Below are 22,155 nucleotides of genomic sequence, written 5' to 3' on the forward strand. Positions count from 1 at the left end.
CCCCGGGATCCTCGATGGTTGAGGGTACGGTGTACTCCTCGCCGTCTGCGATCTGGCGCATGGTCTTGCGGAGGATTTTCCCGGACCGGGTCTTGGGCAGCGCGTCCACCACCGTCACATGCTTGAAGTCCGCAACCGCACCAATGTCCCGCCGGACCAGGGCCACCAGGTCCTTGGCCAGGACGTCTTCGGGGATGTCGACGCCGGATTTGAGCACCACGTAGCCGCTGGGGCGCTGGCCCTTGAGGGGGTCGGCGAGGCCGATCACGGCACACTCGGCAACCGCCGGATGCTGGCCGATCACCTGTTCCATGGCGCCGGTGGACAGCCGGTGTCCGGCAACATTGATGATGTCGTCGGTGCGGCCCATGACGAACAGGTACCCGTCCTCGTCGCGGTAGCCGGAATCGCCCGTGGCGTAGCAGCCCTCGAAGGCCTGTAGGTAGGACGAGATAAAGCGTTCATCGTTTCTCCACAGGGTGGTGAGGGTGCCCGGCGGCAACGGCAGCTCCAGGACGATGTTGCCTTCGGTGCCGGGCTCCACTTCCCCGCCCGCGCCGTCGAGGATCCGCAGCCGGAACCCGGGCATCGGAACGCTCGGGGAGCCGGCCTTGATGGGCAATGGCTCCAGTCCACGCGGATTGGCGCAAATGGCCCAACCTGTCTCGGTCTGCCACCAGTGGTCCACCACGGGCACGCCTAAAACCCTGGACGCCCAGTGGAACGTGTCCGTGTCCAGCCGCTCGCCGGCGGCGAACAGCGTCCGCAGGCTGGAGACGTCGTAGTTCCCCAGCAGCGATGCCTCCGGATCGGCCTTGCGGATGGCCCGCAGCGCCGTGGGAGCGGTGAACAGCACGTTGACCTTGTGGTCCTGGACCACGCGCCAGAACGCCCCGGCGTCAGGAGTGCCCACCGGTTTGCCCTCGTACATCACGGTGGTGGCTCCGGCCAGCAACGGACCATAAACGATGTAGGAGTGCCCCACCACCCAGCCAACGTCGGACGCCGTCCACATCACGTCGCCGGGGCCGATGCCGTAAATGTTTTGCAGGGTCCAGCGCAGGGCGACGGCGTGCCCTCCGTTGTCCCGCACCACGCCCTTGGGCGCGCCCGTTGTTCCGGAAGTGTAGAGGATATACAGCGGGTCCGTGGCCTGCACGGCGACAGGGGCCACGGGTTCGGCCGAAGCCATGGCCGAATCCCAGTCCAGCCATCCAGCATGGTCCCCGGCCGCCGATGCGAAGCCGTCGCGCGCTTTGACCACCACGGGAATGCCGGGCGTGCCGGCCAGCCCGAGGGCCTCCGCGACGGCCGGCAGGTATTCGATGCGCCTGGCCGGTTCGATCCCGCCGGAGGCGGTGACCACGGCGGCGGGAGCGGCATCGCGGATGCGCGCGGCGAGCTCCTTGGGCGCGAAGCCGCCAAAGACCACCGAGTGGACCGCGCCCAGCCGGGCAGTGGCCAGCATGGCGATGGCGGCTTCCGGGATCATGGGCATGTAGATCACCACGCGGTCGCCCTTGCCGACGCCGTGGAGCCGCAGCACGCCGGCAAAGCGGGCCACGAGGTCCGTCAGTTCCGCGTAGGTGTAGCGCTGCTGTGTACCCAGCATGGCGGAGTCATGGATCAGGGCATCCTGCCCTCCGCGGCCCTCGGCGACGTGCCGGTCCAGCGCGTTGTAGCAGGTGTTCAGGGCGCCGTCGGGGAACCAGCTGTAAAGCGGTGCCCGGCTGGAGTCCAGGGCCCGGCCCGGCGGAGAGGTCCAGGAAATCTCCTGCGCTGCCTCCAGCCAAAAATCTTCGGGCTGTTCGAGGCTGCGCTGATAGCTGTCCCGGTAGCTTTTGATGACCATGAGGGGTATCCCGTCCACGACGTTGTGATGCAGCTCATGGTAGCGGGCAGAGTGCGCCCCCCACAAGGGTTATGTATACAGAAATTGGATGGAATCCGAATATTTTCCCCTTTTGCTGTAATCCGACGCCTCTTGTGTATACACTGATGCTGTCACCGAGGAAGGAGAACTGCATGCGCGCCAGCGACAAGGCCTACGCGGCCCTGCGGGACGACATCATCGAATGGCGCCTCGCTCCCGGTACTGTCCTGGCCGAGGTGGAACAGTCCGAACGCCTTGGTGTGTCGCGCACACCGCTCCGTGAAGCACTGGGCCGCCTGACGGCAGAGGGGCTGACGACGGCAGGCGGCCGCGGCGTCGTGGTCACCGACATCTCCCTCGAGGACATCGACGAACTGTTCGAACTGCGCGAAACCCTTGAGGGCAAGGCCGCCGCCCTGGCTGCCCGGCGAGGGGACGCTGCCACGTTCGAGCAGCTGCAGCGCGAACTGCTCAATGCCCCCGCGCTGATCAGCGGCGGGGACCCCGCCCTGCATGACTATTACGAACTGGTGGGCCGGCTGGACGCCGCCATCGACGCCGCCATCTCCAACTCCTACCTGGCCCAGGCCATGCGAAGCCTGCGCGTGCACCTGGTCCGGATCCGCCGGCTTGCAGCGGACGACGCCCGCCGCCTCACCGCCGCAGCGGCCGAACACGCCGCCATCGCGGAGGCCATCGCAGCCGGCAACCCGAAGCTCGCTGAGGCGGCGACGATCGTCCACCTGCACCGAAGCCTCTCCCACGTCAAAGCAACCCACGCATCCCACCCGAAGGAGCACCATGGTTAAGGAACACCACGTCCGCGTCTACAAGAGCGAAGAGAACCTGCCCCGCGAGGACCAGCTCGCCTACAAGATCGCCCAGGTCGCGGCCGATCCCGTCGCCGTCTCCGACGAAGTCACCGACATGGTCATCAACCGCGTCATCGACAACGCCTCGGTGGCCATTGCTTCCCTGAACCGCGCCCCGATCGTCGCTGCCCGGGCCCAGGCGCTCACCCATGGTCCCAGCACCGGAGGCAAGGGCTCCAAGGTCTTCGGCATCGAGGAACGGGTTGCACCGGAATGGGCTGCCTGGGCCAACGGCGTGGCCGTACGGGAACTCGACTACCACGACACCTTCCTCGCAGCCGACTACTCCCACCCCGGTGACAACATTCCCCCGATCCTCGCCGTGGCCCAGCACGTTGGGTCCAGCGGGCACGACCTCATCCGCGGCATCGCCACCGGCTACGAAATCCAGGTCAACCTGGTCAAGGCCATCTGCCTGCACAAGCACAAGATCGACCACGTCGCCCACCTCGGCCCCTCCGCCGCCGCCGGCATCGGCACCCTGCTGGGCCTCGACGTCGAGACGATCTTCCAGTCGGTGGGCCAGGCGCTGCACACCACCACCGCAACCCGGCAGTCCCGCAAGGGCGAGATCTCCACCTGGAAGGCGCACGCCCCGGCGTTTGCCGGCAAGATGGCCGTCGAGTCCGCGGACCGGGCCATGCGGGGCCAGACCTCACCCGTGCCGATTTACGAGGGCGAGGACGGCGTCATCGCCTGGATGCTGGACGGCCCGGACGCCTCCTACATGGTGCCGCTGCCGACGCCGGGCGAGGCCAAGCGCGCCATCATGGACACCTACACCAAGGAGCACTCCGCCGAGTACCAGGCGCAGGCCTGGATCGACCTGGCCCGCAAGCTCCACGGTGAGCACCCGGAGGTCACCGACCCGGCCAACGTCGAGTCCGTGCTGATCAAGACCAGCCACCACACGCACTACGTGATCGGCTCCGGCGCGAACGATCCGCAGAAGTACAGCCCCACCGCCAGCCGCGAGACCCTGGACCACTCCATCCCCTACATCTTCACGGTGGCGCTGCAGGACGGCGCCTGGCACCACGTGGACTCCTACGCCCCGGAGCGCGCCGCGCGTCCGGACACCGTGGAGCTGTGGCACAAGGTCACCACGGTGGAAGACGCGGAATGGACCCGCCGCTACCACTCCCTGGACATCGCCGAGAAGGCCTTCGGCGGTTCCGTGGAGATCACGCTCAAGGACGGCACCGTCATCACGGACCAGATCGCCGTGGCCGACGCGCACCCGCTGGGCGCCCGGCCGTTCGCCCGGGAACAGTACGTGAACAAGTTCCGCACGCTGGCCGCCGGCCTGGTGGAAGAGGCGGAAATCGAAAGGTTCCTCGCCGCCGTCGAACGGCTCCCCGAACTCGCCGCCGGCGAGCTGGACCAGCTGAACATCACCGCCGCCCCCGGCGTGATCGACCTCGCGGCGGCACCGAAGGGACTCTTCTGATGCTGTACTCAAAGACAACCCCGGAACAGAAGCGGATCCGGTTCCGGGAACTGCTGGCCTCCGGGACCATCCAGCAGTTCCCCGGCGCCTTCAACCCGCTCTCCGCCCGCCTGATCGAGGAGAAGGGCTTCGCCGGGGTGTACATTTCCGGCGCCGTCCTGGCCAACGACCTGGGCCTGCCGGACATCGGCCTGACCACGCTGACAGAGGTAGCCACCCGGGCGGGCCAGATCGCCCGCATGACGGACCTTCCCTCGATCGTGGACGCCGACACCGGGTTCGGTGAACCGATGAACGTGGCCCGCACCGTCCAGGAACTGGAAAACGCCGGCCTGGCCGGCTGCCACATCGAGGACCAGTTCAACCCCAAGCGCTGCGGCCACCTGGACGGCAAGAACGTGGTGGACCTGGACACGGCCACCAAACGCATCCGGGCCGCCGCCGACGCCCGCCGGGACCCGAACTTCCTCATCATGGCCCGTACCGACATCCGGGCCACCGATGGACTGGAGGCGGCGCAGCAGCGAGCCAAGGCCCTGGTTGAAGCCGGCGCGGATGCAATCTTCCCCGAGGCCATGAAGGACCTGAGCGAGTTCAAGGCCATCCGGGACGCGGTGGACGTGCCGATCCTGGCCAACATGACCGAGTTCGGCAAGAGCGCGCTCTTCACCGTGGATGAACTGGCGGGCGTGGGCGTCAACATGGTCATCTACCCGGTAACGCTGCTCCGTAGTGCCATGGGCGCTGCTGAGCGTACTCTGGAATCGATCAAATCCGACGGCACCCAGGAGGCACAGGTTCCAAACATGCTGACCCGTGCCCGGCTCTACGACCTCGTTGACTATGAGGCCTACAACCACTTTGACACCGGGGTGTTCAACTTCCGGATCCCCGGAGTCTGACACCCCCACCGGACTGCCGGCCCCGGCCGGTCAACAGGCGTTAGGAACAAAGGAGTTTCAGCATGGCTGAAAATGAGATCAAAAAGGGCCTCGCCGGCGTCGTGGTGGATTACACCGCGGTTTCGAAGGTCAACCCGGACACCAACTCGCTGCTCTACCGCGGCTACCCGGTCCAGGAGCTGGCCGCCCGCTGCAGCTTCGAGGAAGTGGCCTACCTGCTGTGGAACGGCGAACTGCCCACAAAAGAGCAGCTCGCGGAGTTCACCGCGCGGGAGCGCGCCGGCCGCGCCCTCGACCCCGTGGTCAAGCAGGTCATCGACGCCTTGCCGGTGACCTCGCACCCGATGGATGTCTGCCGGACCGCGGCCTCGGTGATGGGCGCCAGGCACCCGCAGGCGGAGGACTCGTCGCGGGAGGCCAACATGGGCAAAGCGGTGGACTTGTTCGCCGCCATGCCCGCAGTGGTGGCCTACGACCAGCGCCGCCGCCACGGCCAGGAGCTCGTGGAGCCGCGCGATGACCTGGGCTATTCGGCGAACTTCCTGTGGATGGCCTTCGGCGAGGAACAGGTGCCCGAGGTGGTGGATGCCTTCAACGTCTCGATGATCCTCTACGCCGAGCACTCCTTCAACGCGTCCACGTTCACCGCGCGCGTCATCACCTCGACGCTCTCGGACCTGCACTCAGCGGTAACCGGAGCCATCGGGGCCCTGAAGGGTCCGCTGCACGGCGGGGCGAACGAAGCCGTAATGCATACCTTCGACGAGATCGGCATCCGGCAGGAGGAGTCCCTCGAGGAAGCTGCGGCGCGGGCGAAGGCCTGGATGGAGGATGCCCTGGCGCAGAAGAAGAAGGTCATGGGGTTCGGCCACCGTGTGTACAAGCACGGCGATTCCCGGGTTCCCACCATGAAGGCCGCCCTGGACAAAATGATTGCCCACTACGGCCGCCCCGAACTGCTGGGGCTGTACAACGGCCTGGAAACGGCGATGGACGAAGCCAAGGCCATCAAGCCGAACCTGGACTACCCGGCGGGGCCCACCTACCACCTGATGGGCTTCGACACCCCCACGTTCACCCCCCTGTTCGTGGCCAGCCGGATCACCGGCTGGACCGCGCACATCATGGAGCAGTTGGACGCCAACTCGCTGATCCGCCCGTTGAGCGAGTACAACGGGGTGGAGGAACGGCACCTGGCCTAGGGTTTGGTTGGAACGTCCGACGGCGGGCGGGCACTGCGGTGCCTGGCCCGCCGTCGGCTTTTAACAACCTGGAGTTTGCCGCGTCAGCCCAGGAGGCTGCGGGATGACGCGACGGTCTCGTTGTCAGTGTGCATGGTGACCACTACGTTCACCCTGCGGCCCTCCAGCACCACGGGCAGCCAGTGGTCCGCGTCCTGCCACATGCGGTCCACCGGGAGGGTGTCCACCGGGAACCACTCGGGCAGGATCTCGTCGCTGGGTTGCGGTTCGCCCTCCCAGGTACGGGCGGTGAACAGCGTGGTCTTCATGTTCCATTCCGGGCGGGCGGGAAAAAGGAAGTGGACCGATCCGGCATCCACCAAGTCCTCCGCCTGCAGCACCACCCCGGTCTCTTCAAGGACTTCCCTGATCACGGCCTCCGCGTCGGTCTCCCCCGGCTCAACGTGGCCGCCGATGCCTACGATCTTGCCTTTGCCGAACCCGGTTTGCTTGAGTCCCAGGAGGACTTCGGCCCCGTCTTCCCCGTCACGGAGAAGGAAGCATAGGGTCACAGCGGCTGCGGTCATTGCTCCAGCTTAACGTGACGCCGGCCCCGTACAGCGGTGCGGTGCCGCGCTCCGGTGCCCGTTGCTACAGTGAGCCCCATGAACACGGAAGGCGGGGAACAGTCCACGCCCGCTCCGGGAGTCCGGCCTCCGGGACGCAGCACCGTCCGGTTGCCTGGCTGGCTGGTAAGGAGTCCGCTGTATGCCGGATGGCTGTGGACCGGAGCGTGGGCGTTGCTGATGCTCGCCGACGAATACCTGGACCTGGCCGGCTGGGCCTGGTACGCGTGCGTGGGGATGGCCGCACTGCCCACCCTGGGCTGCACGGTGGCCGTCCTGCATGCCACTCCACGCACATACCTGCGGCCCGCGGGAGAGTCCGTGCTGGCACACTTCTTCGTGCGGTTCCTGGCGTTGACGGCCGCTTTCCTGGTCTGGGGCATCTCGGTGGTGGCCAGCGCCTCGGTTTCAACCACGGTCCAGGCGCTTGCAGGTGAATCGGAGCGGGCAGTCACCTCGCTCGGCCTGAATCTCCTCGTGGCCGCCGTGCCGTTGGTTGTGTCTGTGCTGTGGATGGCCCTGATCGTGCGTTGCGCCTGGTTCCTTGCCCGCCTCCGCGGCTGGCACCAGGCGCCTGGAAATTCGCGCGTCCCGGCAAGGTTCCTGCGACGTTCCCCGGAACTCCGGAGGGTGGTCATTGGCCTCGCCCACCCGGGCCTGCTCCTGGTGGCCGGGCTCGGCACTACCCTCCTGGCCCTGGTCCTCAGCGGACTGGAACTGACGCTCAACGTGATGGAATGATCCCCCGCCCGCCCGCGGATCCTAGCCCAGTGCCCGCGGGTGTGCCGCGGCGTAGATCTCGCGGAGTGTATCCGCAGTGACCAGTGTGTACACCTGGGTGGTGGTCACCGACGCATGGCCAAGCAGCTCCTGCACCACACGGACGTCGGCGCCGCCTTCGAGCAGGTGGGTGGCGAATGAATGCCGAAGCGTGTGCGGCGAAACATCGCGGGTGATGTTGGCCTTCTCCGCCGCCGCCTTCAGGATGGTCCAGGCACTCTGGCGGCTGATCCTCCCGCCGCGGGCATTAAGGAACAGCGCGGGCGTGCCCTTTCCCTTGGCGGCCAGCAGCGGGCGCCCGCGGACCAGGTAGGCATCCAGTGCCCGGGCCCCGTAGGAGCCCAGCGGCACCAGCCGTTCCTTGGACCCCTTGCCGAACAGGCGGACAATGGCGGGCCCGGATTCCGGCGCGGCCAGGGAGATGTCGTCAACGTCCAGGCCCACCGCTTCGCTGATCCTGGCGCCGGTGGAATAGAGGAATTCGAGCAGGGCGCGGTCCCGCAGTCCCGTGGCGGTGTCAGTTCCCGCCGCTTCGAGGATGCGGGTCACCTCGTCAACGCTGATAGCTTTGGGCAGCCTCTTCCCGGCCATCGGCGGGTGCACTTCGCTGGCCGGATCAGCGGGCGTGTAGCCTTCCAGCGCCCAGAACTTGTGCAGTCCCCGCACCGCCACCACCGTCCTGGCCGCGGACCGCACCCCCAGGGTGGACCCGCCGTCGGAACCGTCCGAAAGGGCGCGGACGTAGCCGGTGACGTGGTGCCGGGTGATGTCACCTGGACGTGTGCAGCCTGCGGCGGCGAGGTAGCGGGCGTAGCGGGCGAGGTCCCGCCGGTAGGCTGCCAGCGTGTTCACGGCAAGCCCCCGCTCCACGCCAACATGCTGGAGGTAATCGGTGATTCCGCCTTCGATCGCGGCCGGTATTCCGGGCGGGGCAGCACCGGCCAAGGCGGCACCGTTTGCAGCGCCGGGGTTCGGAGCCTGTTCGACCTCCGGAGCCGCTTCAGCCGAGGGACCCGGAACCATCAGCGCTGGCTGGGGTGTGCGGGCCAGGGGGCGTCGGCGGGACGAAGCCCTTCATAGTTGCCGGCCCGGGCCGCAGCAGCGGCAAGGATCCCGACGACGGCGGACGGGTTGTGCAGGCGGCCTGCCAGGACGGAGGCCACGGCATCGTCCAGGCTGATCCAATGGAACTCGATCTCTGCTTCCTCGTCCGTCCGCTCGTGGCGCTCGTGGTGCGGCACCTCGGTGAGGTCGCGGGCCAGATAGATCCGGATGGCTTCACTCGAGGATCCGGGGGAATTGAAGACATCGGCCAGGACGTTCCATGTCCCGGCCGCCAGGTCCGCTTCCTCAGCGAGTTCCCGCGCCGCCCCCACCACGAAGTCTTCGCCTTCGACGTCCAGCAAGCCCGCGGGGACTTCCCAAAGGTCCATGCCCACGGGGTGCCGGTACTGCTTCAGCAGCAGGATCTGGCCTTCGCCGTTCATGGGCAGGACGGCGACAGCACCCGGGTGGTCGATGTAGTCACGGGTCAGGGCGTCCCCGGACTCGGAGAGCTGGAAGGTGTCACTGACGACGTCCCAGATCCGGCCTTGGTAGACCTTCTCCGTAGACAAAAGACGGCGCGGGCTTGGTGCATCCGAAACCTGTTTTGCAGGGGTGGCTTCAGGTGTACCAGGCATCGCGCCGTCCTTTTTGTTCTATTGACTACTTAGCGGTAACGCTACCCGATGCTGCAGGCTCCCCTGCCGCGGCAGCGTCCGTGTCGGCGGCACCCTGGTGGTTCGCGTTCTGGTGATCCAGGGCCGCCTTGACGAGTCCGGTGAACAGCGGGTGCGGGCGGGTGGGCCGCGAACTCAGTTCGGGGTGCGCCTGCGTCGCCACGTAGTACGGGTGGACGTCGGCCGGCAGCTCAACGAATTCGACGAGCTTGCCGTCCGGGGAGGTGCCGGAGAAGACCAGGCCCTTCTCGGCAATCTGCTGGCGGTACTTGTTGTTGACCTCGTAGCGGTGCCGGTGCCGTTCGCTGACCGTGGTCTTGCCGTAGGTACCGGCGATGACCGAGCCCTCGTCCAGCTTGGCTTCGTAGAGGCCAAGGCGCATGGTGCCGCCCAGGTCGCCACGGCCTTCCACGAACTCCAGCTGCTCCTCCATGGTGGCGATGACCGGGTACTTGGAATCCGGCTCGAACTCGCTGGAGGAAGCACCTTCCATGCCCACCACGTTGCGGGCGTACTCGATGACCATGCACTGCAGGCCAAGGCACAGGCCCAGCACAGGCAGCTTGGTCTCGCGGGCGAACTTGAGGGCGCCCAGCTTGCCTTCGAGGCCACGGATACCGAAACCGCCCGGCACGCAGATGGCGTCCACACCGTCGAGCGCCTTGATGGCACCCTCACGGGTCTCGCACTCGTCCGAAGGGACCCAACGGATCTTGACCTTGGCCTCATTGGCGAAGCCGCCGGCACGCAGGGCCTCAGTCACCGAGAGGTAGGCGTCCGGAAGGTCGATGTACTTGCCCACCAGGGCGATTTCGACCTGGTGCTTGGGGTTGTGGACGGCCTCCAGGAGGCGGTCCCAGCTGGTCCAGTCCACGTCCTTGAACGGCAGGTCCAGTGCACGGACGATGTAGGAGTCCAGACCCTGGGCGTGCAGGGTCTTGGGGATGTCGTAGATACTGGGCGCGTCCGGGCAGCCGATGACGGCTTCGAGGTCGACGTCGCACATGCGGCCGATCTTGGCGCGCATGGCTTCGGGGATCTCGCGGTCGGAGCGGATGACGATGGCTTCGGGCTGGATACCGATGGAGCGCAGGGCCGCCACCGAGTGCTGGGTGGGCTTGGTCTTCAGTTCCTGCGACGGTCCGATGTAGGGGACCAGTGACACGTGCACGAAGAAGACGTTGCCGCGTCCCACGTCCTGGCGGACCTGGCGGGCCGATTCGAGGAACGGCTGGGACTCGATGTCGCCAACGGTGCCGCCGATTTCGGTGATGATGACGTCGGGGGCGTTCTTGCCTTCAGCAGGCAGCCGCATGCGGCGCTTGATCTCGTCCGTGATGTGCGGGATGACCTGGACGGTGTCGCCGAGGTATTCGCCACGCCGTTCCTTGGCGATCACGGTGGAGTACACCTGGCCGGTGGTCACGTTCGCGGAACCCTCAAGGTTCTCATCGAGGAAGCGCTCGTAGTGCCCGATGTCCAGGTCCGTTTCGGCGCCATCGTCAGTGACGAAGACCTCACCGTGCTGGAAGGGGTTCATCGTGCCCGGATCCACATTCAGGTAGGGATCGAGCTTCTGCATCGTGACGGACAGGCCGCGTGCCCGGAGCAGGTGACCGAGGCTGGAGGCCGTCAGTCCTTTACCGAGTGAGGACGCCACACCGCCGGTGACGAAGATGTGCTTGGTCATCTTGGAGGAGCCCGGGAACCGGGAATTTACACGGGAATTTGATCGCTGCACCACGGAATTCGAGCCTATCATCAATTGAGCCTTCCACGGATCGGGCCGAACCTGCACCCAAGCGTTCCAGTCTGCTGGGATGGGGCCGCTGAATCAAGGGGCGTCCATCCGGCTAATTGAAGGCCAACCGGCCCGCTCCCCCCGCTTTTGCCGCGTCAGGCCCGCTGTGGCAGGAGTTTGGCGTCGTCCAGCAGTTCCTGGGCGTGGGCCTGGGCGGACTCGGAGTCTTCCTGGCCGGCCAGCATGCGGGCGAGTTCACGCACCCGTTCCGGCCCGTCAAGGAGGCGGACGTCACTGGAGGTGAAGCCGGTGGCGGTGCCGCCGTCGGCTCCCCTGACGGACGTTTTGGTCACGGTGATGTGCTGGTCGGCAAAGGCGGCCACCTGGGGAAGGTGCGTGACCACCAGCACCTGCACGTGGCGTGCCAGCATGGCCAGCCGGCGGCCAATCTCGACGGCGGCGCGTCCGCCCACACCGGCGTCGACCTCGTCGAACACAAACGTGGGGACGGGGTCGACGGCGGCGAGCACCACCTCGATGGCAAGCATCACCCGTGACAGTTCACCACCGGACGCGCCTTTGCCCAGAGGCCGGGCCGGGGCTCCGGAGTGCGGCTGCAGCAGGAAGGTGATCTCGTCCGCGCCGTGGGGGCCCAGCTGCCCCGCGGACTCGAGGTTGATCACCAGGGTGGCGTCGGCCATGGCCAGGGCCTTCAGCTCGGCACTGACCCGGGCAGAGAGGTCCTTGGCTGCTTTGGCCCGGATCCTGCTGATGGCTGCCGACTGCTTGGTCAGTTCTGCTTCGGCGCGGACCACCTCCGCGTCCAGGGCTTCGATGCGGGAGGAGTCGTCCTGCAGCTCGTCGTACCGGACGCGGGCCTTTTCGGCCCACTCCAGCACTTCGTCGATGGTTGGGGCGTATTTGCGGACCAGCTTGGCCAGGGCTGCCCGCCGGTCCTCGATCTCGGCGAGCCGTTCCGGGCCCTCCGAGTCCAGGCCGGCCTGGTAACTGGCCAGTTCGGTGGCGATGTCATTGAGCAGGAAGCCCACTTCCGCCAGCCGCGCGGCGGCGGAACCGAGTTCGGCGTCGTGCTCGGCCACATGCTCCAGGGTGCGTTTGGCGGAATCCACCAGGGTGGTGGCGTCACCGGTCTCGCCGAAGTCCTCGGCGATGAGGGCCTGGTGTGCCGTGCTGGCGGCAATCCGCAGTTCCTCGACGTTGGCGAGCTTGACGGCCTCGGCCTTCAGGAGCTCGTCCTCCCCCGGCTGCGGATCCACCTCGTCGATTTCGGCCAGGGCCGCCTCCAGGGATTCGGCTTCGCGGAGCCTGTCCCGTGCGGCGCTCCGCAGGCTGTCCAGTTCTGCCTGACTGGCCTTCCACCTGCTGTACAGCTCCTGGTACGCGGACAGCGGTCCGGCCAGGCTGTCCCCGGCGAACTTGTCCAGGGCTTCCCGCTGGGCCGTGGCGCTCTTGAGCCTGATCTGGTCCGACTGGCCGTGCACCACCACCAGCGATTCGCCGATCTCGGCCAGGACGCCCACCGGCGCAGCCCGCCCACCGAGGAACGCACGGCTGCGGCCGTCCGCACCCAGGCGGCGGGCCAGGATGAGCTCGGCGCCGCCGTCGAACTCCTCGGCTTCGGCACCGGCATCAAGCGCACGGGCGATGGCCGGATGTCCGGCGTCGAGCTTGAGCACCGCTTCCGCGGTGGCACTTTTTGCGCCGCTCCGGACGGCGCCGGCATCGGAACGCGCCCCGAGGAGCAGTCCGACGGCGGTGACCACCATGGTCTTGCCGGCACCGGTTTCGCCGGTCACCACGCTCAGTCCCGGGCCAAGCGGAAGCGTTGCGTCGGTGATGACGCCCAGATCGCGGATTCTCAGTTCTTCAAGCATGGCTTCACTTCGCAGTCGACGGATCGGGATCGCTGCCAGGGTTCTCCGCATGCGGTACCGGCAGCGGCGGCATGGGCCGTGGCGTCCGCACAATGGGGATGGGACCGGTGTGCACGGCGTCGGACTTGGGCACCGGACCGCGCCAGCCATGGATGGGCAGCTCGAACTTGCGGACCAGGCGGGCCGAGAAGGGGGTCTGGTGGGTGCGGGCCAGCCGGACCGGGGTGGCCGATTTGGTCACTTCCACGCGGGCGCCGGGCGGCAGGTCCACCGAGCGCCGGCCATCGCACCACAGGACACCCTGGGCGTCGGTGCGTCCCAGCACCTCAACAGCGAGCCTGGAACGGGGCGATACGACAAGGGGCTTGGCGAAGAGCGCATGCGCACTGATGGGCACGATCACCAGCGCCTCCACCTCCGGCCACACCACGGGACCCCCGGCGGAGAACGCGTAAGCCGTGGAGCCCGTGGGGGTGGCCAGCACGATGCCGTCGGAGCCGAAGGACGTCAGCGGTCGCTCGTCCACCTCGGTCACCACCTCGAGCATCCGTTCCCTGTTGGCTTTCTCGATGGCGGCCTCGTTTAAAGCCCAGGTGTGCCAAATCTTCTGGCCGCGCACCCAGACCTGGACATCGATGGTCATCCGCTCTTCAACGGTGTACTCGCGGCTGGCAATCCACTCCACGGTCTGGGCAAGGTCCGCCCGCTCGCTTTCAGCCAGGAAGCCCACATGGCCCAGGTTCACGCCCAGCAGCGGCACGTCCACCTCGCGGACCAGCTCAGCGGCCCGGAGGATGGTTCCATCGCCGCCAAGGACCATGACCAGTTCCACATCGGGCAGCTGGACGTGGTCGTGGAGCACCTCCACCGGCTGGGCCAGGTGCCCGAAGAACCGTTCCATGTCGCCCAGTTCGGACTCCTGCATCACGGGGACCATGCCTGAAGCATGCAGCAGGGCGCAGGCTTCCCAGGCGGCTTTCAGTGACTCCTCGCGGCCGGTGTGGGCAAGGACCAGTACACGCCTGCTCATCAGGTTCCGCTCTCTAGTGGTTCGGCCAGATTTGTCCGAGCAAAGCAGCAGCTGCTGCCTCACGCTCTTCGATCTTAGGCAAGTCTTGGGTGATCCTGCGTTTTATCCACAGGAAGTATTCGACGTTTCCGTCCTGTCCGGGCAGCGGACTGGCCGCAAGGCCGCACAGGTCCAGGCCGGCGTCGAGCGCCGCCTTGGCCACCTTTTCCACGGCCATCCGCCGCTCGCGCTCCGACGTCACCACGCCGGTGCGGCCCAGGCGGTCCTTACCGATCTCGAATTGCGGCTTGACCATCAGCACCAGGTCGCCGCCGGGCTCCGTGCAGTCAGCCAGCGGCTGCACCACAAGGGTGAGGGAGATGAAGGACAGGTCGGCGACGGTCAGGGCGGCCGGGCCGCCGATGTCCGCGGGCGCCATGTACCGGACGTTCATGCCCTCGTGGACCTCCACGCGGGGGTCGTCCCGGAGGTGCGGCACCAGCTGGCCGTGCCCGACGTCGACCGCCACCACGTGTGCGGCCCCGCGCCTCAGCAGGACGTCCGTGAAGCCGCCGGTGGAGGCACCGGCGTCGAGGCACCTTTTGCCTTGGGCCGAAACCTCCGGGAATGCGTCCAGGGCGCCGGCCAGCTTGTGCCCGGCACGGCTGGCGTAGGTGTCCTGGTCATCATGTTCGACGGCCAGGTCCCGGCTGTCGTCAACCTGCAGGGAGGCCTTGGCAAGGACCTGGCCGCCGGAACGGACCTTGCCCTCGGCAATCAGCGAGGCTGCGTGCGTCCGGGACCTGGCCAGTCCGCGGGCCACCAATGCCTGGTCGAGGCGTACCGGCATCAGGCGGCCCCGCCGGTCTTTTCGCTGCCTGTGGGACCGCTGTCTGCGGGTTCGCTGTTGAGGGCGGCCAGCAGTTCATCGTGCAGCACGTTGTAAACGGCTTCGTGCTCCGCTGCCGGAAGGCCGGGCAGGTCGAGAAGCCTGGCAGTGGCCTGTGCCACCTGCGGATCCCTGATGTCCTGCCCGGGGGCCTGGGGCCACTCCGGTGCCGGCTGGTCTGTCGGATGGTCCGGTTCGGTCAGCTCGGTCATAGAACCAGTCTAGTGATCCAGCCACACCAGCTTGGGCGCCTGCGGGGTTGACGCGTCAGGCGTCCCGGCCCACCATGCGGCACACGCCGCGCGCCACGAGTTGAGGTCGTCCTGGCTGCCAATGATGCCCACTGCTCCGTTGGCCACGCGCGCCGTCGACTGCCCGCACGTGTAAGTGCCGTCGTCGTGCGTTATCTCCGGGTATGGCCGGTGCAGGTCCGTAAGGTTTTCGATGATGTACGCGGGACGTTCCGCGGCGCGGGCCGCCAGGATCGTCTCGCGCGTGTCGACGCCGGTCAGGACGGCCACGGTGGCGAAGCCGGCGTTGTTGCCGCCCAGGATGTCCGTGTCCAGCCGGTCGCCCACCACCAGGGGGCGCCCGGCGCCAAGCCGCTTGGCGGCCGAATGGAAAAGCGGCGCTTCCGGCTTACCCGCGACTTTCGGCTGCTGCCCGGTGGCCGCAGCGACCGCCGCCACCAGGGTGCCGTTTCCAGGAGCGATGCCGCGCGCCTGGGGAATCGACATGTCCGTGTTGGTGGCCACCCAGAGGGCACCGGCGTTCACCACATAGGTGGCTTCCGCCAGGTCCTTCCAGCCAATGGCAGGGCTGAAACCCTGGACCACGGCGACCGGGTCCTCATCCTGGCCGGCCACCGGGACCAGGCCCGCCAGCTCAATTTCGCGGGCGAGGGCCGGACTGCCGGTGATGAGGATCCTTGACCCCGGAGCCAGCATCGAGGCGAGCAGCTCGGCCGCCGCCTGGGATGAACTGACCACCTGGTTGTCCTCTGCCGGCGCACCCAGCTCACGGAGATGCGCGGCCACTTCCGCCGGTGACCGGGAGGCGTTGTTGGTGACATAGCCCAGGCCAATGCCCAGCCCGGAAAGCTGCTTCAGCGACTCAACAGCTCCGGGAATGGCGTGGGGCCCGGCGTAGACCACGCCGTCCAGGTCGGCGAGGAGTGCGTCGAAGCGGGAAACCAGGGAAACATCGCTCATCTGTGTTCAGTCTTCCCGGCGGTCTTCGTCGTGCTCAATGCCTGCGTTGTCTTGGGCAGCGGTGTCGTCTGCGCTGGCATCGTCAGCACCGGCGTCGTCCGCATCGGCGTCGTCCGCGGGCACGGAGTGGAGCTCGTCGTGTTCCACCGAGTCCTGGTCCGATTCTGCATCGTCGGAAACGAAGTAGTCGGCATCCTGGTCGTCGATGCTGCTGTCCTGTGAGGACTTCGCCTCGGCTGCGCGGGCGCTCCCGGAAGCTGCCTCCGTGGAACCTGCTGCGGGCGTTTCGGGCCCAGTGCCCTTGGAGGCGCGGTCCAGCATCCGCTGGCGTTCTGCCTCTTCCCGGGCTTCCTCTTCCTCGTCCCAGCCGAGGTCGATGATTTCGGGTTCTTCGTCAGCGCCCAGGCCCAGGGCATTTTCTGCCACGACGGCCTGCCGGCTCCACTTCTGCGACTCGTCTTCGCGCCCCACTGCAGCCAGCGCATCGGCGTAGGCGCGGAAGAGGCGCGGGCTGTAGGAGAACGCGCGGTTCATGTCCAGCTGCGGGATTTCAAGTTCGGCTACTGCCGCGTCAAGCTGGCCCAGGTCGGTGCGCGCACCGGCGGCGACGATTGCCAGTTCCACCTTGCCGGGGGCATCCAGGTCCTGGGCTTCCTCAGAGCGCGCCACATCCAGGGCACGGTCGGGGCGTCCCAGGCCACGCTCGCAGTCCGCCATGATGGGGAGGTGGACGTTGGAACCACTGATACGGCGGAAGGTGCGGAACTCGCGGAGCGCCTCACCGTAGTGCCCGGCGGCGTAGGCTGTCAGGCCAACGGCTTCCCGGACAGCGGCGAGCCGGCCGCCGCGGCGGCTGGCTGCCAGGGCGTGCTGGAAGGCAAGCTCCGGCTCGTCATCGATGAGGCGGCCGGCCATCACCAGGTGGCGGGCCACCCATTCCGAGCTCTTGGCTTCGAGGGTCTTGATCTGGTGCTGGGTGGCGCGGTCCAGTTCTTTACCCGTGACGTCTTCATCGATTTCGGGTGAGCGTTCCCGGTCCGGGCGGTTGGCGCTGCGGAGGTCAGCGGCGTTGGGGACGCGGACAGGACGGTCTTCCTGGAGATCGCGGCCAAAGCTGCGGGGGCCGGCTCCACGGCCGGACTCGGCGCGGGAGTCACCGCGGTCGAAGCTGCGGGGAGCCCGGTCCTGCCGGTCTCCGAACGGCTTGCGGTTATCGCCGCCGCCAAAACCACGGCGATCACCCTCGCCATCGCGACGGGGACGGTCACCAAACGGCTTACGGTCACGGTCACCGCCGCCAAAACCACGGCGATCACCCTCGCCATCGCGGCGCGGACGGTCACCAAACGGCTTACGGTCACGGTCACCGCCGCCAAAACCACGGCGATCACCCTCGCCATCGCGGCGCGGACGGTCACCAAACGGCTTACGGTCACGGTCACCGCCGCCAAAACCACGGCTTTGAAACCAGCTAAAAACACCAAACCACACCACAGGGGCGGCACGATTCGGCAAATTCAACCAATTACATACATAATCGGTATCAACAAACTTGGCACACTATTGAGTTCTCAAACAACAGACACATTCGAATATTCCCGGAACAATTCAAAAAAGAATTTCTTTTCCGTATTTCTTCGCTGCGATGTTTTTATCTTATTTCATTCATATTCGCTTTTGCAAATCCGGTTGTTTTCCCGGAATTTACTCTGCGGAATGAATCCGCCCAGCAAAATGGGAAGCATTCTTCGTTCCATGCACCGCATGGCCGAGAATTGCTTCTCAATATCAGTTGGGGGTTTGTCACCACTCAGCGGCGGCGACTCAGAAAACAATACACGCCCCTCCGCGGCCGCGCAAATCGGCCGCCGAGGGGCGTGCAGGTGGTAGGTTGCGCTCCCGCGGTTACGGGACCAGTACTTCCACTGTCGCCAGGTTCTTCTTGCCCCGGCGCAGGAGCAGGTACTGGCCATGCAGGAGCTCCGACTCGGAGATCACAGCTTCAGGATCCGAGACTTTCTCGTTGTTCACGTAGGCTCCGCCTTCACCCACGGTCCGGCGTGCGGCGGACTTGCTTTCGGAAAGACCGGACGCCACCAGCAGGTCCACAATCCCCATCTCATCCACCTGCACTGTGGTGGAAGGAAGTTCGGACGTTGCAGCCTGCAGGGTTGCCTTGTCCAATGCGGCCAAATCGCCGTTGCCGAAGAGCGCCGCCGAAGCTGCGATGACCTTTTCGGTGGCGTCAACGCCGTGCACCAACGAGGTCACTTCGAAGGCAAGCTTCCGCTGACCCTCACGGGCAAACGGACGCTCCGCCACCGAAACGGCAATCTCTTCAATCTCCGCGCGGGTCAGGAAGGTGAACACCTTGAGCCGGTCCACCACGTCCGCGTCCGCAGTGTTGAGCCAGAACTGGTAGAACGCATACGGGCTGCACATGCCGGCATCGAGCCAGATGGCGTTGCCCTCGCTCTTGCCGAACTTGGTTCCGTCAGAGTTGGTGATGAGCGGGGTCCCCAGGGCGTGGACGCTCTTGCCCTCCACCTTCCGGATCAATTCCGTACCGCTGGTGAGGTTGCCCCACTGGTCCGAGCCGCCGGTCTGCAGGACGCAGCCGTAGTCGCGGTAAAGCTGCAGGTAGTCCATGCCCTGCAGGATCTGGTAGCTGAACTCGGTGTAGCTGATGCCTTCATCGGAGTTCAACCGGGATGCCACGGCGTCCTTGCGCAGCATGGTGCCCACGCGGAAGTGCTTGCCCACTTCACGCAGGAAGTCGATGGCGCTCAGCGGCGCCGTCCAGTCCAGGTTGTTCACCATCCTGGCAGCGTTGTCCCCCTCGAAGCTGAGGAAGCGCTGCACCTGGGCCTGGAGGTAGCCAACCCACTCCGCCACCGTGTCCTTGGTGTTCAAGGTGCGTTCCGCCGTCGGACGCGGGTCCCCGATCATGCCGGTGGACCCGCCCACCAGGCCGAGGGGCTTGTGCCCTGCCAGCTGAAGCCGCCGCATGACCAGGAGCTGGACCAGGTTGCCCAGGTGCAGGCTCGGCGCGGTGGGGTCGAAGCCGCAATAGTACGTGACCGGCCCGTTGGCGAGCAGCTTTTCGAGCTCCGCTTCATCGGTGGAAACATGGACCAGCCCACGCCACTTCAGTTCCTGCCAAATATTGGCGAAAGTGGGGTCGTTGCGCTGCGGTTCGAGGATGTTCAGTTCTGGCACGCTTCCTAAGTTAGCAGTAACGCCGATTGCCCCGTCAGCCGGCAATACCGGCGGGGACCGGTTGCGCCGCGATCAGCCGCAGCCTCTGCGTGGCGCGGGTCATGGCGACGTACAGGTCCCCCACTTTGCCGTGTTCGTGGTTGAGCATCACGGAGGGTTCCAGGACCACGACGCCGTCGAACTCCAGGCCCTTTGCCTCACGCGGGCTGATGACCACGATGTCCTGCTCGTAGCTGCCGGCCCCGGTGCCGATCCTGCGGCCGTATACGGCACGGAGGGCCGCCGTTGCCTGGGGCAGGAGGTCACCGTCGGCAATCACGGCGAGCAGGCCGCCGTCGAGCGCCGCAAGCTCCTCCGGAAGGACCTCCACCAGCCGGTCCACGATGCCGCCGGCGGGCACCTCGTCGATGATGGGGGCCCAGCGGCCCTCGCGGACGGCCTTGGGTGCGGAGACCACCAGGCCCGCGGCGTTGGCCATCCTGACGGCGGCCTCGGCGATCTGGGACGGGGTGCGGTAGTTGACGGTCAGCTCCTCCAGCTGCCAGCGGTCGCCGAACATCGGGGCCAGCGCCCCCTGCCAGGAATTGGCCCCGGCAACGGAGCTGGTCTGGGCAATGTCGCCCACGATAGTGAAGGACTTCAACGGGCAGCGGCGCACCAGCAGACGCCATTGCATGGGCGAAAGCTCCTGGGCCTCATCCACGACGATGTGCCCGAACGCCCACGTGCGGTCGCTCGTTGCGCGTTCGGCTGCCGTCTGCCGGGCTTCCTGCTCCCGGTTCTGCTCCGCGAGCTCCTCTGCGGACATCAACGGATCGACGCCGGCGGCCTCCATGTTGACCAGGGTCTGCTTTGCGTTGGCGAGGTCCCGGGCACGGTCGTGCTCCTGCTGGGCCAGCCCGCGGCCTGCGGCCGGGTCCAGCTCCCCAAGCAGCTCGGCGGCCTCATCCAGCAGCGGGACGTCGGACTCGGTCCACGGCGCATCGGCCGGACGCTGCAGCAGCGCCCGCTCGGCAGGGGTCAGGTGGGGGGTGCAGAATTCCAGCACTTCCGGCTTGCTGAAGAGGTCGGAGATCAGCTTCTCCGGCGTCATGGGCATCCAGCACAGGTTCAGGGCGATCCGGACGTCCCGGGCGGTCCGGACGTCCTCGGCCAGGTAGGAGCGGTCTGCGTTGTTGCCAATGTTTCCGGCCTCGACGAGCTCGGTCATCTGCTCGGTCAGTTCGCGCAGCAGGATCTTCACGAACGTTACGCGGGCCTCGTTGTACGGCTTTCCGGTGGCGCGGGCGCGTTCCCGCGCGCGGCGCACCTGCCGGGGCGTAAGGGTCAGCTTGCGGCCGTCCACTTCGAGGATCCGGTTCTGGGCGGGGACGCGCATGCGGTTGGAGACGGCGTTGGCCACGATGGCGGCCATGTCCAGCCGCCCCTTGATGGCGGCGACGTCGGCGTCTGTTTCGGGCACGGCGTGGATGCCGGGCATCAGGCGGCCGAGGCTGGCCATGACCACGCCGGTCTCACCCAGAGAAGGCAGCACCCGTTCGATGTACTTCATGAACGACGACGACGGCCCCACCAGCAGCACGCCGGCACTCTTGAGCCGGTCACGGTGGGTATAGAGCAGGTAGGCGGCGCGGTGCAGGGCCACAGCGGTCTTGCCCGTGCCGGGGCCGCCCTGAACCACGACGGCGCCGGAGATGGAGGAGCGGATGATCCGGTCCTGCTCCGACTGGATGGTGCTGACGATGTCCGACATGCGGCCGGTCCGCTTGGAGTTCAGGGCAGCCAGCAGGGCACCTTCGCCCTGGAGCGATTCGTCGTCCGTGAGCATCCCGGCGTCCAGGACATCGTCCTCGATGGCCTTGACCTCGCGTCCCTGCAGGATCAGGTGCCGGCGGCGGCGGACGCCCTGCCGGTCAAAGGCCGTGGCCTGGTAGAAGTGCCCGGCCTCGGGGGCACGCCAGTCCACCATGAGACGCTGCAGGTCCTCGGTGGTGAGGCCAATGCGGCCGATGTACTGTGCTTCGCCGGAGTCCAGGTCCAGGCGGCCAAAAACCAGCCGGTCATCCACGGCGTCCAGCTGCGCCAGGCGGTCCTCATACAGTGCTGCGAACGCGTCCCGCTCCGAAACGTTCTGCATGGTGCCCACGGCTCCGGCACGACGGACCTGCGCCAACTGGCGGCGCTTCTCCTCCCGGAGTTCCTCCAGCCGGGCATACAGGCCGGCTACATACTCCCGTTCGTGGGCCAATTCGGCGTCAAGCATTAACGTTCCCCTATCGCAAAAGACAGACCGTCCATTCTACAACCATTTCCGTTAACGCCGGTGAAACGTTGCATCCGGCCGGGGTTCCGCTGCCTGCTTCCGGGTCCGCGGCTTCGCTGCCTTGTATCTGGACACGGTAGGGTCGCCGGTCAGCCAGTACCGCCAGGCGTATTCGTCCGTGCCTCCGGCGCCGGCCACCCCCACCCGGGGACCGGAACTGACCGCGCCGGCGGGAACGGACGGAAGTTCCAGCCGGAACGGCGGAGCCAGCGCGTCGCGGCCGCTGTCCGCCGTCGTCAATCCCAGCGCTTTGGCAAGGCGGGCCGGCCCGCTGGCAAGGTCCGCAGGAGTTTTGGACGTCGGACGGCGCAGCCGGGCCAGCTCCAGCCCGTCCACCACCTCCCCCGCCCGGAGCAGCAGGGCGGACGCGACGCCGGCCGGACCGCACACGATGTTGGTGCAGTGGTGCATTCCATAGGTGAAGTAGACGTAGAGGTGGCCGGCGGGGCCGAACATGGGGGCG

The 22,155-nt window shown here is 66.9% G+C and carries 19 protein-coding genes; 5 read left to right on the top strand and 14 right to left on the bottom strand.

What is annotated here, in order from left to right; all coding sequences use genetic code 11:
• Positions 1 to 1,852, bottom strand: a 1,852-nt coding sequence (locus tag BACI349Y_RS11900; protein ID WP_159632275.1) for a propionyl-CoA synthetase, incomplete at its 3' end; no start/stop codon positions are given.
• Between the two features lie 173 nt (positions 1,853 to 2,025).
• Between BACI349Y_RS11900 and BACI349Y_RS11905 the strand changes: the two genes are divergently transcribed.
• The 4 genes from BACI349Y_RS11905 (at position 2,026) to BACI349Y_RS11920 (ending at position 6,299) form a co-directional block, all read left to right on the top strand.
• The gene (locus BACI349Y_RS11905; RefSeq protein ID WP_159632276.1) at positions 2,026 to 2,682 is read left to right on the top strand and encodes a GntR family transcriptional regulator; all 657 of its coding nucleotides are present in this window, start codon (positions 2,026 to 2,028) and stop codon (positions 2,680 to 2,682) included.
• On the top strand, positions 2,675 to 4,195 hold the full coding sequence (locus tag BACI349Y_RS11910) for an MmgE/PrpD family protein (protein ID WP_159632277.1): 1,521 nt from the start codon (positions 2,675 to 2,677) through the stop codon (positions 4,193 to 4,195). Before BACI349Y_RS11905 ends, BACI349Y_RS11910 begins: the two co-directional genes overlap by 8 nt.
• Complete coding sequence (prpB, locus tag BACI349Y_RS11915; protein WP_159632278.1) at positions 4,195 to 5,097, top strand: methylisocitrate lyase; 903 nt, start codon at positions 4,195 to 4,197, stop codon at positions 5,095 to 5,097. The genes BACI349Y_RS11910 and prpB overlap by 1 nt, the downstream gene beginning before the upstream one ends.
• Positions 5,098 to 5,159: 62 nt before the next feature.
• A complete protein-coding gene (locus tag BACI349Y_RS11920) occupies positions 5,160 to 6,299 on the top strand; it encodes a bifunctional 2-methylcitrate synthase/citrate synthase (protein WP_159632279.1) in 1,140 nt (379 codons plus the stop codon).
• A gap of 83 nt (positions 6,300 to 6,382) precedes the next feature.
• Here the strand turns inward: BACI349Y_RS11920 and BACI349Y_RS11925 are convergent, their stop codons facing one another.
• Positions 6,383 to 6,865, bottom strand: a complete 483-nt coding sequence (locus BACI349Y_RS11925; RefSeq protein ID WP_159632280.1) for an 8-oxo-dGTP diphosphatase — start codon at positions 6,863 to 6,865, stop codon at positions 6,383 to 6,385.
• Between the two features lie 78 nt (positions 6,866 to 6,943).
• Between BACI349Y_RS11925 and BACI349Y_RS11930 the strand changes: the two genes are divergently transcribed.
• Positions 6,944 to 7,645 (top strand): hypothetical protein, encoded by a 702-nt coding sequence (locus BACI349Y_RS11930; protein ID WP_201302433.1) that lies wholly within the window; start codon positions 6,944 to 6,946, stop codon positions 7,643 to 7,645.
• 21 nt (positions 7,646 to 7,666) lie between these two features.
• Here BACI349Y_RS11930 and xerD read toward each other — a convergent pair whose 3' ends face one another.
• The 12 genes from xerD to BACI349Y_RS11990 form a co-directional block, all read right to left on the bottom strand.
• Positions 7,667 to 8,707 carry a site-specific tyrosine recombinase XerD gene (gene xerD, locus BACI349Y_RS11935; protein ID WP_201302434.1) on the bottom strand — a complete coding sequence of 347 codons (1,041 nt, stop codon included), beginning with the start codon at positions 8,705 to 8,707 and terminating at the stop codon, positions 7,667 to 7,669.
• Entirely contained in the window at positions 8,707 to 9,366 is a 660-nt protein-coding gene (locus tag BACI349Y_RS11940; RefSeq protein WP_159632281.1) for an NUDIX domain-containing protein, read from the bottom strand. Before BACI349Y_RS11940 ends, xerD begins: the two co-directional genes overlap by 1 nt.
• 25 nt (positions 9,367 to 9,391) lie before the next feature.
• Positions 9,392 to 11,167: a CTP synthase gene (locus BACI349Y_RS11945; RefSeq protein ID WP_159632282.1), complete on the bottom strand. Its 1,776-nt coding sequence runs from the start codon at positions 11,165 to 11,167 to the stop codon at positions 9,392 to 9,394.
• A 134-nt stretch (positions 11,168 to 11,301) separates the two neighbouring features.
• Positions 11,302 to 13,041, bottom strand: a complete 1,740-nt coding sequence (gene recN, locus BACI349Y_RS11950) for a DNA repair protein RecN (protein ID WP_159632283.1) — start codon at positions 13,039 to 13,041, stop codon at positions 11,302 to 11,304.
• Positions 13,042 to 13,045: 4 nt separating this feature from the next.
• Positions 13,046 to 14,071 carry an NAD kinase gene (locus BACI349Y_RS11955; protein ID WP_159632284.1) on the bottom strand — a complete coding sequence of 342 codons (1,026 nt, stop codon included), beginning with the start codon at positions 14,069 to 14,071 and terminating at the stop codon, positions 13,046 to 13,048.
• A gap of 13 nt (positions 14,072 to 14,084) precedes the next feature.
• Positions 14,085 to 14,900, bottom strand: coding sequence for a TlyA family RNA methyltransferase (locus BACI349Y_RS11960; protein ID WP_159632285.1), 816 nt, complete (start codon positions 14,898 to 14,900; stop codon positions 14,085 to 14,087).
• Positions 14,900 to 15,151 (bottom strand): hypothetical protein, encoded by a 252-nt coding sequence (locus BACI349Y_RS11965; RefSeq protein ID WP_159632286.1) that lies wholly within the window; start codon positions 15,149 to 15,151, stop codon positions 14,900 to 14,902. The genes BACI349Y_RS11960 and BACI349Y_RS11965 overlap by 1 nt, the downstream gene beginning before the upstream one ends.
• A gap of 9 nt (positions 15,152 to 15,160) precedes the next feature.
• Positions 15,161 to 16,150, bottom strand: coding sequence for an HAD-IIA family hydrolase (locus BACI349Y_RS11970; protein ID WP_159632287.1), 990 nt, complete (start codon positions 16,148 to 16,150; stop codon positions 15,161 to 15,163).
• 6 nt (positions 16,151 to 16,156) lie between these two features.
• Entirely contained in the window at positions 16,157 to 17,671 is a 1,515-nt protein-coding gene (locus BACI349Y_RS11975; protein ID WP_236560811.1) for a tetratricopeptide repeat protein, read from the bottom strand.
• A 384-nt stretch (positions 17,672 to 18,055) separates the two neighbouring features.
• Positions 18,056 to 19,369, bottom strand: coding sequence for a tyrosine--tRNA ligase (tyrS, locus tag BACI349Y_RS11980; protein ID WP_159632288.1), 1,314 nt, complete (start codon positions 19,367 to 19,369; stop codon positions 18,056 to 18,058).
• A 34-nt stretch (positions 19,370 to 19,403) separates the two neighbouring features.
• On the bottom strand, positions 19,404 to 21,632 hold the full coding sequence (locus BACI349Y_RS11985) for a HelD family protein (RefSeq protein ID WP_159632289.1): 2,229 nt from the start codon (positions 21,630 to 21,632) through the stop codon (positions 19,404 to 19,406).
• A gap of 51 nt (positions 21,633 to 21,683) precedes the next feature.
• Positions 21,684 to 22,155 (bottom strand): DNA-3-methyladenine glycosylase (locus tag BACI349Y_RS11990; protein WP_159632290.1); only part of this gene is annotated, 472 nt, incomplete at its 5' end.

Source organism: Arthrobacter sp. 8AJ (assembly GCF_902506025.1).
Classification (GTDB): Bacteria; Actinomycetota; Actinomycetes; order Actinomycetales; family Micrococcaceae; genus Arthrobacter.

Excerpts from the sequence above, each read along its gene's own strand:
- BACI349Y_RS11930 (WP_201302433.1), top strand. The coding sequence starts at position 6,944 with ATGAACACGGAAGGCGGGGAACAGTCCACGCCCGCTCCGGGAGTCCGG.
- BACI349Y_RS11945 (WP_159632282.1), bottom strand. The coding sequence starts at position 11,167 with ATGATAGGCTCGAATTCCGTGGTGCAGCGATCAAATTCCCGTGTAAAT.
- BACI349Y_RS11920 (WP_159632279.1), top strand. The coding sequence starts at position 5,160 with ATGGCTGAAAATGAGATCAAAAAGGGCCTCGCCGGCGTCGTGGTGGAT.
- BACI349Y_RS11965 (WP_159632286.1), bottom strand. The coding sequence starts at position 15,151 with ATGACCGAGCTGACCGAACCGGACCATCCGACAGACCAGCCGGCACCG.
- BACI349Y_RS11985 (WP_159632289.1), bottom strand. The coding sequence starts at position 21,632 with ATGCTTGACGCCGAATTGGCCCACGAACGGGAGTATGTAGCCGGCCTG.
- BACI349Y_RS11955 (WP_159632284.1), bottom strand. The coding sequence starts at position 14,071 with ATGAGCAGGCGTGTACTGGTCCTTGCCCACACCGGCCGCGAGGAGTCA.
- xerD (WP_201302434.1), bottom strand. The coding sequence starts at position 8,707 with ATGGTTCCGGGTCCCTCGGCTGAAGCGGCTCCGGAGGTCGAACAGGCT.
- BACI349Y_RS11910 (WP_159632277.1), top strand. The coding sequence starts at position 2,675 with ATGGTTAAGGAACACCACGTCCGCGTCTACAAGAGCGAAGAGAACCTG.
- BACI349Y_RS11925 (WP_159632280.1), bottom strand. The coding sequence starts at position 6,865 with ATGACCGCAGCCGCTGTGACCCTATGCTTCCTTCTCCGTGACGGGGAA.
- recN (WP_159632283.1), bottom strand. The coding sequence starts at position 13,041 with ATGCTTGAAGAACTGAGAATCCGCGATCTGGGCGTCATCACCGACGCA.
- BACI349Y_RS11940 (WP_159632281.1), bottom strand. The coding sequence starts at position 9,366 with ATGCCTGGTACACCTGAAGCCACCCCTGCAAAACAGGTTTCGGATGCA.
- BACI349Y_RS11960 (WP_159632285.1), bottom strand. The coding sequence starts at position 14,900 with ATGCCGGTACGCCTCGACCAGGCATTGGTGGCCCGCGGACTGGCCAGG.
- prpB (WP_159632278.1), top strand. The coding sequence starts at position 4,195 with ATGCTGTACTCAAAGACAACCCCGGAACAGAAGCGGATCCGGTTCCGG.
- BACI349Y_RS11970 (WP_159632287.1), bottom strand. The coding sequence starts at position 16,150 with ATGAGCGATGTTTCCCTGGTTTCCCGCTTCGACGCACTCCTCGCCGAC.
- BACI349Y_RS11905 (WP_159632276.1), top strand. The coding sequence starts at position 2,026 with ATGCGCGCCAGCGACAAGGCCTACGCGGCCCTGCGGGACGACATCATC.